The 16041-nt window shown below is 67.1% G+C and carries 14 protein-coding genes and 1 pseudogene; 7 read left to right on the forward strand and 8 right to left on the reverse strand.

Annotated elements, in window-relative coordinates; genetic code table 11:
• Positions 1-17 precede the first annotated feature (17 nt).
• From A5789_RS02420 to A5789_RS02440, 5 genes and pseudogenes are all read right to left on the reverse strand, one after another.
• Entirely contained in the window at positions 18-1643 is a 1626-nt protein-coding gene (locus A5789_RS02420; RefSeq protein WP_064902510.1) for an NAD(P)/FAD-dependent oxidoreductase, read from the reverse strand.
• Positions 1644-1806: 163 nt separating this feature from the next.
• Positions 1807-2184, reverse strand: a pseudogene (locus A5789_RS02425) (VOC family protein); the annotation flags it as partial.
• Between the two features lie 19 nt (positions 2185-2203).
• A complete protein-coding gene (locus A5789_RS02430; protein WP_064902512.1) occupies positions 2204-3388 on the reverse strand; it encodes an acyl-CoA dehydrogenase family protein in 1185 nt (394 codons plus the stop codon).
• Between the two features lie 41 nt (positions 3389-3429).
• Complete coding sequence (locus A5789_RS02435; protein ID WP_064902513.1) at positions 3430-4626, reverse strand: Rieske 2Fe-2S domain-containing protein; 1197 nt, start codon at positions 4624-4626, stop codon at positions 3430-3432.
• 151 nt (positions 4627-4777) lie between these two features.
• Positions 4778-5860: a ferredoxin--NADP reductase gene (locus tag A5789_RS02440; protein WP_082940423.1), complete on the reverse strand. Its 1083-nt coding sequence runs from the start codon at positions 5858-5860 to the stop codon at positions 4778-4780.
• 238 nt (positions 5861-6098) lie between these two features.
• Between A5789_RS02440 and A5789_RS02445 the strand changes: the two genes are divergently transcribed.
• Positions 6099-6899: an IclR family transcriptional regulator gene (locus A5789_RS02445; protein WP_063013265.1), complete on the forward strand. Its 801-nt coding sequence runs from the start codon at positions 6099-6101 to the stop codon at positions 6897-6899.
• Between the two features lie 45 nt (positions 6900-6944).
• On the opposite strand, the gene A5789_RS02450 is transcribed toward A5789_RS02445, so the two are convergent.
• The 3 genes from A5789_RS02450 to A5789_RS02460 all read right to left on the reverse strand — a co-directional run bounded on the left by A5789_RS02450 (position 6945) and on the right by A5789_RS02460 (position 9748).
• Complete coding sequence (locus A5789_RS02450) at positions 6945-8510, reverse strand: FAD-dependent oxidoreductase (protein ID WP_064902514.1); 1566 nt, start codon at positions 8508-8510, stop codon at positions 6945-6947.
• A gap of 84 nt (positions 8511-8594) precedes the next feature.
• Positions 8595-8993: a VOC family protein gene (locus A5789_RS02455; RefSeq protein WP_063013194.1), complete on the reverse strand. Its 399-nt coding sequence runs from the start codon at positions 8991-8993 to the stop codon at positions 8595-8597.
• Positions 8990-9748 (reverse strand): SDR family NAD(P)-dependent oxidoreductase, encoded by a 759-nt coding sequence (locus tag A5789_RS02460; protein ID WP_030517585.1) that lies wholly within the window; start codon positions 9746-9748, stop codon positions 8990-8992. Before A5789_RS02460 ends, A5789_RS02455 begins: the two co-directional genes overlap by 4 nt.
• 134 nt (positions 9749-9882) lie before the next feature.
• Here A5789_RS02460 and A5789_RS02465 point away from each other — a divergent pair, with 134 nt between their 5' ends.
• From A5789_RS02465 to A5789_RS02490, 6 genes are read left to right on the forward strand one after another with little or no spacing between them, the layout of a single operon-like run.
• Positions 9883-10683, forward strand: coding sequence for an enoyl-CoA hydratase-related protein (locus A5789_RS02465; RefSeq protein WP_063013196.1), 801 nt, complete (start codon positions 9883-9885; stop codon positions 10681-10683).
• Positions 10680-11840: an acyl-CoA dehydrogenase family protein gene (locus A5789_RS02470; protein ID WP_064902534.1), complete on the forward strand. Its 1161-nt coding sequence runs from the start codon at positions 10680-10682 to the stop codon at positions 11838-11840. Before A5789_RS02465 ends, A5789_RS02470 begins: the two co-directional genes overlap by 4 nt.
• Positions 11837-12937, forward strand: coding sequence for an acyl-CoA dehydrogenase family protein (locus A5789_RS02475; RefSeq protein WP_064902515.1), 1101 nt, complete (start codon positions 11837-11839; stop codon positions 12935-12937). Before A5789_RS02470 ends, A5789_RS02475 begins: the two co-directional genes overlap by 4 nt.
• Positions 12934-14208 carry a CaiB/BaiF CoA-transferase family protein gene (locus A5789_RS02480; RefSeq protein WP_064902516.1) on the forward strand — a complete coding sequence of 425 codons (1275 nt, stop codon included), beginning with the start codon at positions 12934-12936 and terminating at the stop codon, positions 14206-14208. Before A5789_RS02475 ends, A5789_RS02480 begins: the two co-directional genes overlap by 4 nt.
• The gene (locus A5789_RS02485) at positions 14205-14915 is read left to right on the forward strand and encodes a GntR family transcriptional regulator (RefSeq protein WP_064902517.1); all 711 of its coding nucleotides are present in this window, start codon (positions 14205-14207) and stop codon (positions 14913-14915) included. Before A5789_RS02480 ends, A5789_RS02485 begins: the two co-directional genes overlap by 4 nt.
• Positions 14916-14918: 3 nt before the next feature.
• Positions 14919-15890: an alpha/beta hydrolase gene (locus tag A5789_RS02490; RefSeq protein ID WP_064902518.1), complete on the forward strand. Its 972-nt coding sequence runs from the start codon at positions 14919-14921 to the stop codon at positions 15888-15890.
• Positions 15891-16041: the final 151 nt, after the last annotated feature.

Raw genomic sequence — 16041 nt, forward strand, 5'->3', positions numbered from 1 at the left:
GGGAATTGCGGCCGGAATCAGGGGGCGGCCGGTGCCGGGGTGCCGCTCAGTTCGAAGCCCTTGTAGCCGGCCGCGGCGACCTCCGCGCAGATCTCGTTGTATTTGCCGAAACCGCCGATGTAGGGCATGAAAACGCGAGGCTTGCCGGGGATGTTGGCGCCCATGTACCAGGAGTTGGCAGTGGGGAACAACGTGCGCGCGGCGACCTCGTTGCACTCGGTCACCCATTCGCCGACCGATTCCTCATCGGCCTCGATCGTGGTGAAACCATGCTCGTCGAGGTAGTCCAGGCAGTCGCTGATCCAGTCGACGTGCTGTTCGGCCATCAACACCATATTGGCCAGCACGCTGGGACTTCCGGGCCCGGCGAGAATGAACATGTTCGGGAATCCGGCCATGGCCAGCCCGAGGTAGGTGCGCGGTCCCGCCGCCCACTCCTCGCGCAGTTCACGCCCGCCGCGGCCCCGGATATCGATGCGCGACAAAGAACCCGTCATCGCGTCGAAACCGGTGGCGAAGATCAGCACGTCGAGGTCGTAGGACGCCTCCGCGGTGCGCACGCCGGTCTCGGTGATCTCGGCGATCGGGGTGGTGCGTAGATTCACCAGGGTGACGTTGTCGCGGTTGTAGGTGTGGAAGTAGCCGTCGTCGGTGACGATCCGCTTGGTGCCGATGGGATGGTCGTTCGGGATGAGCTGATCGGCGACCTGCGGATCGCGCACCATCTCACGGATCTTCGCCTCGACGTACTCGCGCGCGGTGTCGTTGGCGGCCAGGCTCGTCGTCTGGTCCGGGAAGGCCTTGGCGAACAGATAACCCCCGCGCTGCCACCACTCGTCGTAGATCCTGGTCCGCTCCGCGGCGTCGACCTCGAGTGCCCCTTTCGGGTGCGGACTGTTGGGTGTGCCGCCACCGCTGCGGCGCGACAGTCGCCGCCGTTCGGCGTAGTTGGCCTTCACCTCGGCCACGAACTCCGGGTCCAGTGGCCGATTACCTGCCGGAATCGAATAGTTCGGGGTGCGCTGGAAGACATAGAGGTGTTCGGCCTGCTCGGCGAGCACCGGGATGGCCTGGATACCCGAGGAGCCGGTGCCGATGACGCCGATCCGCTTACCGGTGAAATCGACCGGATCGTGCGGCCATTCGCCGGTGTGGTAGCTCTCCCCGGCGAACGTGTCGCGGCCCGGGATGTCGGGCTTGTTCGTCGCCGACAGCACTCCTGTCGCCAGAATGCAGAGGCGCGCGGTCACGGTGCGGCCGGTGTCGGTGGAGATGGTCCAGCGCTGGGCCTGCTCGTCGTAGACGGTCGCGGTCACTCGAGTCAGGAAGTCGTAGGCCGAGCGCAGATCGTGCCGGTCGGCGACGTGCTCGAGATAGCGCAGGATCTCCGCCTGCGTGGCGAACCGTTCCGACCAGGTCCACTCCTGTTGCAGTTCGTCGTCGAAAGAGTATGAGTAGTCGATACTTTCGACATCGCAGCGCGCACCCGGGTATCGGTTGTGGTACCACGTTCCGCCCACACCCTCGGCGGATTCGAAGCCGTGCACGCGCATGCCGCGGCCGCGCAGTTTGTACACCGCGTAGAGCCCGGAGATCCCCGCCCCGACGACCACGGCGTCGAATTCGCTGTCCTGATTTGTCACTGGATTCACTTCCCTCGATGAGGTGATCGATTGAGCCACACCGTAAGTGGCGTACTTCCCCCGGAAACGACGCGTTCCCACCCAGCGGGCCGGCCGGGCCCGCAACACCGCTGAGTGGGATCGAGTTGTGCGACTTCGACCGGCGAACGCCGGTCGCGGCTGGTCAGACGGCGACGGACGCCTGCTGCGCTTCGGCCTGCTGCGCCTGCTTCAGCTGCCGGGCCCACATCCATTCGTGGCCCCAGTAGCTATCGGCGGTGATCTCCTCGGCGGTGTAATAGTTCTCGTCGACCGGTACGCCACCAGTGCCGTACTCGATATCCCAGCCGCCGGGCACCCGCCCGTAGAACGAGACCATCTTGTCGTTGGTGTGCCGGCCCAGCGTGGAGGACACCGGGCAGTCGCGGGCCATCACCTGGTCGTAGGCGCGCCCTACCGCATCCAATCCCAGTACCTCGAAACCCACTTCGCGCCAGCGGTCGATATCGGTGGCGAGCACTCGGACGTATCCGAGTCCCTTGATTTCGGTCATCGGTGCAGGTGTTCCTTTCGGGAACGAATCAGATCATCACGCGAAGCGGGCCCTGCGGCACCTCGACTCCCAGGGAGGCCATCGCCGCCGCGTGATAGGTGGTGCTGCTGACGTGGATCGCGTGATGGAGGCCGGCATGTGCATCCCGCCAGAACCGCTGCAGCGGCTTGTCCATACGAAGGGCGTTGCCGCCGGCCCTGTCGAAAATCTCGTCGGCGGCACGAACGGCGCGCCAGGCAGCACGTACCTGGTCCCGCCGCACCCGGGCCCGAGTCTCGAAGTCGATCTCCTCGCCGAGATCCACCATGTCGTAGATGCGGTCGACGTTGGCCAGCAGCTGCTGGCGGGCGGCGTCGATCTCGGACGCGGATTCCGCAAGTGCGTGCAGCACATAGGGATCGTCCTTGACGAGCGTGCCTGCCGCACCGACCCGATCGCGCTGATACTCGATCCCGGCCGCCAGCAGTCCCTCGCAGATACCGATCGTCGCCGACGTGATGCCCAGCGGGAACATGGTGGACCACGGCATCTTGTACAACGTCTCGGTGACCCCGTACTCCTTGGCCGCGGTGCCGTCGATGACCTTCGCCGAATCCATCACCCGGTAGTCCGGAACGAACGCGTCCTTGACGATGATGTCTTTGCTGCCGGTGCCACGCAGCCCGACCACGTTCCAGGAGTCCGGAACGATTTCGTAGTCCGAGCGGGGCAGGATCACATGCAGTCCCCGCGGCGGCATCAGTGGTTTTCCGTCGTCCCCTCCGACCAGCGCACCGAGGAAGATCCAGTCGCAATGATCGGTGCCGGAGGAGAACTGCCACCGGCCGTTGAGGACATAGCCACCGTCGCGAGGCACCGCCACACCGCCGGGCATATACGGCGACGCCTGCCATGTGTCACCGTCGGCGCCGAGGACCTCCTCCTGCACCTTCGGATCGGCGAAGGCCAACTGCCACGGATGAACCCCGACGATGCCGCCGACCCAGCCCGCGGAACCGTAGATGCCGGCGGTCCTCATCACGGTTTCGGCGAACACCCGCGGATGCGCTTCGAAGCCGTTGTACTTCTTGCGCTGCAACAGCCGGATCAGCCCGGCATCCTTGAGGCCCTTGGCCATATCATCGGGCAGCCGGCCGAGCGACTCCCCTTCTTCGGCGCCGGCACGGATTTCGTCGGCGATCGCGATGATGTTGTCGAGCACTGCGTAGGACATCTGAGGTACTCCTGGTCGAAGCTGGAAGGGCTGAATCGGGGTCAGGAACCGGTAACCGCTTCCGAGCGGCCGGACGACAACTTGGGGGCGATGGCACTGCGTCCGGCGGCGAGGTTGGCGTCCACCTCGGCCTGCCAGTTCTGCAGTGCGCGTTCGGTATCGATCTCGAATTCGAATCGGTTGACCATTTCCGGCTTGATGTCCTCGACGTCGACGTAGAACTGTTCGTACCAGCGGCGCAGCTGATAGACCGGCCCGTCCTCCTCACACAGCAGTGGATTGTCGATGCGCGCCTTGTTCTTCCAGATCTCGACGTCCTGCTCGAAGCCGATCGCCACGCCCTTGGCGACCGCGGCCGCGATCTGGTCGGCGGCCTCGTCGTCCATTCCGACCGGCTTGCGCACCATCACCCCGTACTGCAACCGGAACGAGGTCGGGGTGACGGGGTAATGGCAGTTGATGAGGTAGATATTCGGGTCGCCGTCCGGATCCACACCTCCGCTCCACAACTTGTCCACCATGTAGGACGGCCCGTAATACGTTGCGTCCGACTGGCTTTCGAGGCTGTAGTTGGTACTCTGACTGACTCCGACGGCATCGGCGCGGGGCCGTGAACGCATCAGCTGGTTCGCGGTGTGTCCCTCGAACACGTTGCGGAAATATGTCGGCATGCCGTAGTGGACGTAGAAGAAGTGAGCCATGTCGACGACGTTGTCGACGATCTCGCGACAGTGCGAGCCTTCTACGTCCACGTGGTTCCAGACCCAGTCCGTCCAGCCCGGATCGCCATAGGTCGGCACCTCCGGCACCTCGAGCTCGGCGGGCGGTGTGCGGCCCTGCGGGTCGTTCCAGACGAACAGCTGGCCGCTGATCTCCCTGGTCGGCCACGCCTTGGTCCGCGCCAGCGGCGGAACCCGCCGCGCATAGGGAATGCCCGCGCACTTGCCGTCGCCGCGCCAGCGCCAGTCGTGGAACGGACAGGCGATGTCATTCCCCTTCACCGTGCCTTGCGCCAGATTTCCACCCATGTGCGGGCAGAAGGCGTTGAGCACGTTGAGTTTTCCATCCTCACCGCGGAATACGACCAGTTCGGTGCCGAAAGCCGAGATCTGGTGCGGCTGCCCGTCGTCGAAGTGGCGGACCAGCCCCAGACAGTGCCAGCCGCGAGCGAATCGCTGCGGCGGTACACCGCTGTCGATCACGCGGATCTTGTCTTTGGCGTCGGTCGCGGAATTCACGATACCTCCTGGTCAGACGGTTGCGAGTAGGCAACCTTTCGCGGTGGGATCAGCGTCGCAGGCGGCAGCGAGGGTGTGACGTGGGTCTCCTACTGAATGGGACGGGTTTTCGCCTCGATCCGGCGGCGACGCCGAGCCGGCGCCGCTCCGATCAGTATTCGATCGAAATCTCGTCGCTCACCGGTTCGGCCTGACACGCCAGGATGTACCCGTCGGCGAGATCGTCGTCGGTCAGAATCTCGTTGTGCGCCAGAGTCACTCGCCCTTCGGTCAGTGAACAGACGCAGGCGCTGCACGCGCCCTCGCGGCACGAATACGGCGCCTCGATCCCGGCGGCGAGCAAGGCATCGAGGAGTTTGCGCCCGGCCGTCCACGGCACCTGCCGGTCGGCGCCGTCGATCGACACACGCACCTGACAGACGACCTCGCCGGAGCCGGCCACCTCGTTCTGATCGTCGGCCGCGAACGGCTCGCGCCGCAGGGACAGAAACCGCTCGGAGTGCACGCGCGCGGCCGCGAAACCCGTTTGTCCACATACTTCGGCGGTGAGGTCCATCAGCGGTGCCGGGCCGCAGATGTAGACCGACCTGTCGCGCAGCGGGCGCAGCAGTATCGACAGCGCCCGGCGACTGGGGTAGCCCTGCACCGACTCCAGGATGTGGATCACCGAAAACCTCTCGGGGAAACGGTTTTCCAGCTCACGCAGCTCCGCCGCGAAGATGACCGACTCCTGGTCGCGGTTGGCGTAGATCAAGACCACGTCGCCCGCGCCGCCGAACAGGATCGATTTCGCGATCGCGATGACCGGCGTGATTCCGCTGCCGCCCGCCACCAGGACCAGGGCCTCGTCGAGGGAGGCCGGGACGAAGGTGCCGGCCGGCGGAAGCACATCCAGTTCGTCACCGATCCGCACCGTGTCGCAGAGCCAGTTCGACCCGTGGCCGCCCGCGACCCGTTTGACGGTGAACTTCATCGCCGGGTCGGTGTGCGGTGAACTCGACAGGGAATAGCACCGCGCCGAGCCGGTACCGATGTCGGGAACTCGGATGGTGAGGAACTGCCCCGGGCGATACTCCGTTTTCGTCATGCCGGCCAGCGGTTCGACGACGAACGATCGCGCCTCGGCAGTCTCTTCGACGATCTCGGTGATCCGGACCCGGGCGACGCGAGTTGCCGCCGTCGCTTCCGCCGCATCGGCGCGGGACTCCGGATCGGTACTCGTCTTCGTGGACATCCGCACTCCTGATCGTGGTCAGCACTACGCGCCCGGATCCCGGAGCCGGGGGCCACGGCAGGCTATGCCGCGAAAATCGGCGAAAAAGGGCGATATCTCGCTCATCGGGAAGGTCGTCCGATGCCGATCCCATATCCGTGCGATCGTCGTGCCCGCGCTCGTCACGGCTGTTCGACGTGCACATGCACGTGGTAGTACCGTGGCGAGCATCACAGCGACGTGGCTGGTGGGAGGTCTGGTGAGAACAACAAGCACTGCCGGGGTCCCGGTCTCGGTGGTCGAGCGGGTATCGCTGGTGCTGGAGACTTTCAATGGAGTAGGGCCGCTGACCTTGGCCCAGGTGACCTCCCGGACCGGTCTGCCCCGCTCATCGGTGCACCGGCTGCTCGAACAGCTCGCGAGCGCGGGCTGGCTCGCACGCTCGCCCGAGCAGACGTACGAACTCGGCGTCAAAGCCTACGAAATGGGACAGGCGGCCCTGAATCAGAATCGTCTGCTGCAAGGAGCGCGTCCGGTGATGCAGGCGTTCGCCCAGCAGACCGGGTTCACCATCCAGCTGGGTGTGGTCGACCACGGTGACACCGTCTACCTCGCGAAGGTCAACGGACGCGCATCAGGACCCACCCCGACGGCCGTGGGACAGCGGGTGCCCGCCCACCTGACCGCCGTGGGCAAGGCACAGATCGCATTCAGCGAGACCGCGAACAATCCGCAGATCGTGCAGACCCTGCACCACATGGCTACCGGTGAACTCGTGCGACGCACCACGCAGAGCATCACCTCCGACGCCCGGCTGAAGGAGGAACTCGCCGTCATCCGGGAGCGCGGCGCCGCGTTCGATCGCGGAGAAGCCTTCGCCGGACTCGGCTGTGTCGGGGTATCCATCGGCCCGGCGGACCATATCTACGGCAACCTCGCCGGTATCTCCGTCTGCGCGTCGGTCACCACGCTCGACTACCGCAAACTCGTCGGTCCGGTGCGGATGGCGGCCCGCGAGATCTGGGATCGCTGCGTAGCAGCCGACTTGGCCTCCCATTGATGCGGCTCGGCCGCGACGGTTTGTACGTCGCGGCCCGAGCCTCGATCAGGATGCGGTGGCGTCCGCGGCGCTGAGCCGCCCTGCCATATCCGAGACAGCTCGATAGGCCATGACCATGCCGGACCCCAGGGGGACACCGGGACCGGGATATACCGGCCCCGCAACCGAAGCCGCGGAATTACCTGCGGCGTACAACCCGGCGATCACCGATCCGTCGGGCCGCTGCACTGCGCCCTCGCGATCGATCACGGCGCCGCCCTTGGTTCCGAGGTCGCCGAGGACCAGGCGCACCGCATGGAATCGTGCACCGTCGAGAGGAAGCAGACACGGTTCGGGCGAGGCGGCGCCGACGAAGAAGCGACCGAACGGATCCTCTCCGCGACCGAAATCGTCATCCTTGCCGCGCCCGGCGAATTCGTTGAACCGGCGTACCGTCTCGGTCAGCTGCTCGGCGTCGACGCCGATCGCCGCGGCGAGACCGGCGAGATCGGTGGCGGTGTGCCACAGTCCGGCCTCCGACATCTCCGCCCGGTCGGGGACGGGGACGCAGATGGCGGGCAGGTCGTCACCGAATCGGTTGTCGAAGATGAACCAGAAGCCGTCACCGTGCCCCAGGCGCATCCGCTCCCGCATCTCCCGGCCCATGCGATCGTAGGGCAGCATCTCGTTGGCGAAGCGCTGCGCGGTCTCGTCGACGACGATTCCGGCGCGCACCCCGAGGGTGAATGCGGCGTGCCCGTTGGGGAACAGCGTGGCCGGACACCACCACGACTGATCGAGCAGGTCGAGGGCGGCGCCTGCCGCTTGTGCGAGCGACACCGCGTCGCCGGTCCCGGTGTCCGGATGCGAGGAACTCCAGTCCGCGGTGGGCATGTCCTGCCAGGTCCGGCGCAGCTCCGCCGAACGTTCGTAGCCACCCGCGGCGAGCAGAACGCCGGCACGCGCCTCGATCCGAGTCGGAGTGCCGGCCGGGCCGGCCACCACGACGCCGGTCACCCGATCCGACTCGTCCTGGACCAGTTCCGTGACGCGTGTGGACAGCATCAGGTCGGCGTTGCCGGTCGCGTCGAGGGCGAGGACCATGCGCGCGATCCAGGCCTGACCGCCGTCGAGCATCGACCGGTCCAGCTCGATGCCGAACTGGTCGGCCGCCACCATCGGCCGGATGTCGGTCAGTCGATCGCCGACCTCTTCGGCGGATATCACGCCGGCGAAGATACTGCGCCCGTTGGCACTTCGTCCGGGCGCGTCGAAGTAGTCGGGGAAGGGTCGGTGTTCGAGCGGGATACCGACGGTGTTCTCGAGGAAGTCGGCGACGACCGGGCCGGTTTCGAGGTAGGCGCGCTGTACCTCCGGGCGGGTGTGTTCACCTACGAGCGAGCTGAAGTAGGTCAGTCCCGCGCCGACCGAGTCTTCGACGCCCTGCCGCTCGAGCACATGGTTACCGGGCAGCCACACGCTGCCGCCCGAATACGCCGAGGTGCCGCCGAAGCGATCGGTCTTCTCGATTACGCAGGTCGACAGACCGCGATGGGCCGCGGCGAGTGCGCCCGCGAGGGCGGCGCCACCCGAGCCCACCACTATGACGTCGTATGAATTACCCCAGGTCATCGCCGCATTGCTCCATTCTCCGGTCCGGGCGTGAACGGCGCCACGCTAAATGCCGTGGATCGCCACCACGCCCGGACTTCCCGCTCAGCGGTCCTGTAGTTCAGCGGGCCCGACAACCTCGATGAGGTAACCGTCGGGGTCACGGAGTTTGCCGATCGTGCAACCGAATTCCGTCAGCACGGTGGCGGGCATTTCCTGGGTGCCACCGTGTGCGCACCCACGGGCCAGCAGTGCGGCGACGTCGGCGGTGTTGAGCACCAGCTTCACCAGCATGTTGCCGTGGTCGGGTGCCGTGGCATTCGCGCGCGGCGCGATCAACTGGATCCCGGCCGTCCCGGCACGCACAATCACCGCATCGAAGGCATCGGTGGCAATCGATCGTTCCTCGGTGAATCCGCAACCGGCGGTGTAGAACTCGGTAGCGGCGGGCAGATCCGATACCCGGATCGCGGTGAGCGACAGGGTGGTCGGCGCAACGGTCATCGGGTCTGCGATCCGCCGTTGAAGTCCAGGGTCTGCCCGGTCATCCCGCCCGCCTCGTTCGAGGCGAGGTAGGCACAGAACGCGCCGACCTCGATCGGGTCGCCGAGTCGCCCGATCGGCACTCCCGCGATCAGTCGCTCGATCTGCTCCGGCGGCATCTTGTCCACCAGGTTGGCTTGCAGGCCGAGCGCCACGATGTTGGCGGTGACGCCGTACTGGCCGGTCTCGGCGGCGAGGTGGCGGATGAAGCCCTCGATACCGCTCTTACCGGTCGCGTACATCGACACGTTGATGTTCTGTCCGGTGCGCGCACTACCCGAAGAAATCTGCACGACGCGTCCCCAGCCGGCATCGCACATACCGTCGATGACCGCTTTGATGCAGTTCATCGCGCCGTAGATGTTGAGGTCGATCGACGGCGCCCACTGGTCCGGCGTCAGCTCCCGAAACGGCTTGCTGACCCGGTCCTCGGCGATACCGGCGTTGTTGACCAGGATGTCCACGTGCCCGCCCAGCTCGGCCTCGGCCGAACGCACCGCATCGACCGTGGCCCGATAGTCGGTGACGTCGAACGCCCGCACGATCGCCTTATTACCTTCCCCGGCGATGGCCGCGGCCACCCGCTCGGCGCGGTCGGCGTGCAGGTCGTTCACCACAACCGTCGCACCCTGACGCGCGAGGACCGTCGCGATCCCCTCGCCCACGCTCTGGCCAGCACCGGTGACCAGGGCGATCCGTCCATCCAACTCGAACACGAATGCACCTTTCCCTTGATTGCGCCATCACATCGCAGGGATGGCGACCTGCCCTTGCACACTCGCCGAGCCTGGTGCAGATTGTCAATCATTATTGGATTTTATTTTGGATCCAATCTGCTAGCGTGTGCCGCATGACGTCCGACACTCCCGTCGGCACCCCGTCCGAACCGCCGGTCCGCACCGAGTTCACTGACGGGGTCGCCACTGTGACCCTGAACAATCCGCGGCGCAAGAATGCGATCAGCCTGGAGATGGCCGCCCTCATCGACGACTTCTGCGCGCGCGTGGAGACCGACACCGACATCGGTGCGGTCGTGGTGCGCGCGGCCGGCGCGTATTTCTGTAGCGGTGCCGATACCCGAGATCTGGCGGCGTCATCGGCCGATCCCGCCTCCCCGGACGCGGTGCGCCGCACCTCCGCGGTCTACGGATCCTTCGTCCGGGTGGGCTCGCTGCCGGTTCCCACCATCTCGCGGGTGGCCGGCGGCGCCGTCGGCGCGGGCTTGAATCTCGCTCTCGCCACCGATCTCATGGCCGTCACTCCACAGGCCCGCCTCGACAGCGGTTTCCTGGCTCGCGGAATCCACCCCGGCGGTGGACATCTCGCCTTGCTCGGCCGCGCGGTCGGATGGTCGGGCACCATTGCACTGGCGGCGTGCGGACACTCGCTCACGGGGACCGAAGCGGTCGAGCGCGGGCTCGCCCACCTGGTGGCGGAGGAAGCCGATCTCGACGGCCGGATCGCCGAACTCACCGGCCCGGCGGCCGCGGATCCCGAACTCACCCGCCGCATCATGGCCAGCGCCCGCCTGGAACTCGGGCCCCCCGCGGTGAGCTGGGCCTCGGCGCTGGAAATCGAACGGGGCGTGCAGATGTGGTCCATGTCGCGCAAGGGCGAAGCGTCCTGGTCATCGCGGGGACCGGGCCGATGACCGCCGCTACCGGCAGCCGGTCACAGGCCGGTCCCGCCGAGGTGGCGCAGTTGCGCGCCGAGGTGCGCGCGTTTCTGCGCGAACAACTCGACACCGGCGTGTTCACCCCGGCGCCCGACAACTGGATGAGCGGATTCGATCCCGCCTTCAGCGCCGAACTCGGTAGTCGCGGCTGGCTCGGCATGACGATGCCCGAACACTATGGGGGACATGGCCGTTCATTGCTCGAGCGTTTCGTCGTCACCGAGGAACTGCTGGCCCACGGCGCGCCCGTCGCGGCGCATTGGATCGCCGACCGGCAGATGGCGCCGGGCATCCTCGCCAACGGGACCGAGGAGCAGAAGCAGCGATATCTGCCCGGAATCGCCGCCGGCGAGCTGTTCTTCGCGATCGGTATGAGCGAACCCGACGCCGGTTCGGATCTGGCCGCCGTCCGCACGAAGGCGGTGCAGCGCCCCGACGGCTCGTGGACGATCTCGGGCACGAAGGTATGGACCACCGGCGCACACGTCGCCCATGCCATGGTCCTGCTGGCCCGCACCGACGGCGGTCCGGGCGACCGCCACAGCGGACTGTCGCAGTTCCTGGTGGAACTGTCCACGCCCGGCATCGAGGTACGGCCACTGCAGAGCATCGACGGAGGCCGGCACTTCAACGAGGTCGTCTTCCACGACGTGCACGTCGGCGCGGACACGTTGCTGGGACAACGCGGCTCGGGATGGGCGCAGGTGATGAGCGAACTGGCCTACGAGCGTTCCGGGCCCGAGCGCTATCTGTCGACCATGCCGCTGCTGCGCGCCTGGGCCGAGGAACTGCGCCGCTCGGGAGCTACACCGCAGCAACGCACCACCCTCGGATCGCTCACCGCGCAGGCCTGGGCCCTGCGGCGCATGTCGCTGGCCGTGACCACCGAACTCGCTGCCGGACGCAAACCCGATGTGCTCGCCGCGATCGTCAAAGATCTCGGCTCGAGTTTCGAAGGTGATGTGGTGGAGGCCATTCGCGCGTGCACGGATATCGAACCGCGCCGCAGCGGCGGCGACGGGTTCGCACGGTTGCTCGCTGCCGGTGTGCTGCATACCCCGGCATTCACGCTGCGCGGCGGCACCAACGAGATCTTGCGCGGAATCGTCGCGCGCGGAATGGGATTGCGATGACCTATCCGAATACCGAACTGGTCGCGGCGGTCGCGGACATGATCGACCGCATCGGAATCGATACGACCACGCCCGCCATCGCATCCGACCGCGCTGTCTGGGACGCACTGGCCGAAGCGGGCTTCACCGAGATCGGCATTCCCGAGACCCAGGGCGGAAGCGGCGGCACATCCGCCGATGCCTTGTCGGTAGCGTACGCCGCAGCGGGGCGCGGCGCGATCACCCTCCTGATCGAGCACAGCCTGCTGGCGAGTCCGCTGCTCGCGCACTGCACCGGTACGGCGGCAGCCGAGCCGAGCACCGTGGTGATCGCCGACGATCGTTGCAGCACACGCGAAGTGGACGGCACCACCGTCCTCGACGGCATCGTCACCGATGTCGTGCACGGTCGTGACGCCGCCCGTTTGGTCGTCCTGCTCGAGCCGCCGACCCCGGCCGCGCTCCCGTCGATCGCGATCGTCGCCACCGATGCCCCGGGCGTGCAGGTGCAGCCCGGCACCGATCTACTCGGCGCCGCACTCGACGACTACCGGTTCGACGCGACACCCGTCGATCTCTATACCGAATCACCGGTCGGCGCAACGGAACTCGAGCAGCGCGGCGCGCAGTCCTATACGGTCGCCCTGGCCGCTGTAGCCGGTTCGGTGCGCGACGCAACGCTGCGCTACGCCGGCGAACGCACCCAGTTCGGGCGTCCACTCGCGAAATTTCAAGCCATTCAGCAACGCCTCGCCGGGCTCGCCGCCCGCGCCGCGCTGATGCAGACGGCAGCCACTGCCGCAGCCGAGGCCGCGGAGTCGGCCCCTCGACTCCGCCGGGCCTCGATTGCCGCCGCGAAGGCGGTGACTTCGGCATCGGCTCGCGAAGTCGCAGCCGCGGGGCACCAGATCCACGGGGCGATCGGATTCACCACCGAACACAGCCTGGGGCGATTCACCACGGCGCTGTGGGCCTGGCGGGACCGTTACGGGTCCGAAGATTACTGGGCCGACGTCCTCGCCGGGCAGATCCTCGACGAGGGCACGGACCTGTGGGATGTCGTCGTCGGCGCCGAGTCGGCCGGCGAACCCACTGTCGCAGAAGGGAATTCCCGATGAGCATCACCCCACCCGCACCGGCCGAGGCCGGTGACGAGTTGCGCATCGACGGCCGGGCGGCATGGCGCGGCGCCGACACCGCCACCGGCAACGGCGTGCTCACCGGACTGCGCGTCCTGGACCTGAGCCGCGTCCTGGCCGGCCCGTATACGGCGCAGATGCTGGCCGACCAGGGCGCCGAGGTCATCAAGGTGGAGGCGCCGGCGGGCGACGAAACCCGCGGCTGGGGGCCACCGTTCGTGGATTCCGGTACGAGTGCCTACTACGGCAGCCTCAACCACAGCAAAGACAACATCTGCCTGGATCTGCGCACCACCGAAGGACGCGAGATCCTCGGTCACCTCATCGCCGGCGCCGACGTGATCATCGAGAACTTCAAGGCCGGCACGATGGCTCGCTGGGGATTCGATTTCGACACCGTGCTCAGTCGGCTGTATCCGCGACTGATCTACTGCCGCATCACCGGATTCGGCGTCGACGGCCCGATGGGCGGGCTTCCCGGCTACGACGCGGTCCTGCAATCCTTCGGCGGCCTGATGAGTATCAACGGCTATCCCGACGGCAACCCCCTGCGTGTCGGCGTGCCGATCGTCGATATCGTCACCGCCAATCTCGCCGTGAACGGCATCCTGCTGTCGCTGCTCGAGCGCGACCGCAGCGGGCACGGGCAACTGGTCGATATGGCGTTGCTGGACGCGGTCATCTCCCTCCTGCATCCGCACGCGGCCAACTGGATCGCCAGCGGAAGCGTCCCCCAGCGAACCGGCGATTTCCATCCGACCGTGGTCCCCTATCAGGTGTTCCGGGCCGCCGACGGCGACTTCTTCGTCAGCGCCGCCAACGACCGCCAATTCCGTTCGCTGACAAAGACGCTCGGTGTACCGGAGCTCGCCGACGAACCACGCTTCGCATCCAACGCGCAGCGGCACGCACATCGGGAGGAACTCGTAGCACTGCTCGGCGAACTGATCGCGGCCTGGCCCCGAGCCGAACTCGCCGCCCGGCTGGAGGAGGCAGGTGTCGCGGCGAGCTCGGTGAACACCGTCGACGAGGCTCTGCAGTCGGCGCAGGCCAGGCACCGCGAGCTGTTCATCGAAGCGCCGGACTATCGCGGCGTCGGTGTACCGATCTCGCTCAGCCGATCGCCGCACCGCCGCCCCCGCCCTGCGGTCGCCCGTGGCGCCGACACCGCATCGGTGCTGACCGCGATGGGTTACCCCGCCGATCGAATCGGCGCCTGGCGCTCGGCTGGTATCTTCGGGGACCCGTGAGCAGACCGACTGAAAGTCCCGCACCGACGAGCCGCGACGTCGGCCGCGCCGCCGGGCGGGTGGTCGCGGAACTGGAACGCCTGATCGTGACCGGGGAGTTGCTTCCCGGCCAGCCGATCCGCCAAGTCCTGATGGCCGAACGCCTCGGTGTCAGCCGGTTGCCGATCCGCGAAGCACTGCGCCATCTGACCGCCGAGGGCCTGGTGGCACACGAACCCAATGTGGGCTATACGGTCGCGCGGCTGCAACAGTCGGATTTCGACCAGATCTATCTGATGCGCGCGGCCTTGGAACGTGAGGTGCTGCTGTCGCTGCCCGCGTTTCCCGCCGACGCCCTCGCGGAAGCCACCCACACCGCACAACAGGTGGTCGAAGCAGCCGAACGGGGTGATGTACTCGCGATGCGGATGCACAATCACGCCTTCCACTTCGTGATCTTCGAGCGATCCCCACTGAATCTCATCGTCGCAGAGATCCGCCGGCTGTGGACTCTCGCGATGCCCTACCACGCCGCCTACCTGTACGACCCGGTCGCGCGCGCCCGCGTCGTGGCCGAACACGACCAGATGATCGAAGCGTTGACCCGCCACGACAACGAACGGCTCGTCGAGCTGATGAACGAGCACCGCCGCGGCGGAGAGACCAGCACCGGGATGATGCTGCGCGCCACGCGAACCGACGCGCCTCCCGTACCTCTCGAGGAGTGAACCGTGACCGCATCAAGCGGGTACAAGCCCTACCAGTTCGCCTGGGATCCCGACGTCGAAGTGATTCTCGAGCGAGTCCGCGCGAACAAGACCGGCCCCATGCACGCCGCCGGAGTCGAAGCCGCACGCCGGTCCCTCGAATCCATCGTGCGTCCCCCCGGCCCCGACATGCGCACCGTTCGCGACACCACCTTCGACGGCCCGCACGGCGCCGTCCCGGTGCGGGTCTACCATCCGCTGACCGCACCGGAATCCGATGCGCCCGCCCTGGTGTGGTTCCACGGCGGCGGCATGATCATGGGCACCTTGCAGTCCTTCGACCGCCTCGCCCGCGATATCGCCGACGCGACCGGAGCGGTGCTGTTCAACGTCGACTACCGCCTCGCCCCGGAGTATCGCTATCCCGTCGCCAACGACGAGGCATACGCGGCGCTGTGCTGGGCCGTCGACACGGCATCGAACTGGGGCGTCGACGCGACGCGGATCGGAGTTGGCGGAGACAGCGCCGGCGGCGGACTCGCCGCCGCCACGACATTCCGCAGCCGCGACGACAACGGCCCCGCGATCGCGCAGCAGGTGCTGTTCTACCCCGGCGTCGAGCGCCGCACCGACCGCCCCTCGATGCGCGAGTTCGGCTCGTCCCCCTTCCTCACCGCCGAGGACATCGACTGGATGAAAAGTCTCTACCTCGGCCCCGATCCCTCGACCGACGACGCCTATGGCGTTCCGGCACTGGCGAATTCGCTCGCCGACCTGCCACCCGCGATCATCGCCGTAGGCTACGCGGACCCGATCCGCGACGGCGTCGAAGCCTACGGCGACCGGCTCCGAGAGGCAGGCGTGCCGACTGTGCAGCTGCGTTACCCGGGAGTGGGCCACGGATTCGCCATGCAGGCGCCATCGGTCGCGCGAGGGCGTGCGGCGATCGCCGAGGTAGGGGCGCTGGTCGCGGCGCGGTTCCGCGACGAACGCTGATCCTCGACAACGAATTCCGCTCAGAAGACCGCTTGCCCAGTGGGCCAACTGTCGGCCGGACGCAGCCGAATCCGACAGCGGGCTGATGTCGGCCCTCGCATGAGCTTCGCGATCATCGGAACCGGTTGCCGCTGCGCCGAAGCCATCACCA

This window comes from Nocardia sp. 852002-51101_SCH5132738 (assembly GCF_001665695.1).
Classification (GTDB): domain Bacteria; phylum Actinomycetota; class Actinomycetes; order Mycobacteriales; family Mycobacteriaceae; genus Nocardia; species Nocardia nova.

What these genes read in the sequence shown, in the direction of transcription:
- A5789_RS02430 (WP_064902512.1), bottom strand. Translation starts at nt 3,388, where the DNA reads ATGTCCTACGCAGTGCTCGACAACATCATCGCGATCGCCGACGAAATC.
- A5789_RS02440 (WP_082940423.1), bottom strand. Translation starts at nt 5,860, where the DNA reads ATGTCCACGAAGACGAGTACCGATCCGGAGTCCCGCGCCGATGCGGCG.
- A5789_RS02450 (WP_064902514.1), bottom strand. Translation starts at nt 8,510, where the DNA reads ATGACCTGGGGTAATTCATACGACGTCATAGTGGTGGGCTCGGGTGGC.
- A5789_RS02455 (WP_063013194.1), bottom strand. Translation starts at nt 8,993, where the DNA reads ATGACCGTTGCGCCGACCACCCTGTCGCTCACCGCGATCCGGGTATCG.
- A5789_RS02465 (WP_063013196.1), top strand. Translation starts at nt 9,883, where the DNA reads ATGACGTCCGACACTCCCGTCGGCACCCCGTCCGAACCGCCGGTCCGC.
- A5789_RS02470 (WP_064902534.1), top strand. Translation starts at nt 10,680, where the DNA reads ATGACCGCCGCTACCGGCAGCCGGTCACAGGCCGGTCCCGCCGAGGTG.
- A5789_RS02475 (WP_064902515.1), top strand. Translation starts at nt 11,837, where the DNA reads ATGACCTATCCGAATACCGAACTGGTCGCGGCGGTCGCGGACATGATC.
- A5789_RS02480 (WP_064902516.1), top strand. Translation starts at nt 12,934, where the DNA reads ATGAGCATCACCCCACCCGCACCGGCCGAGGCCGGTGACGAGTTGCGC.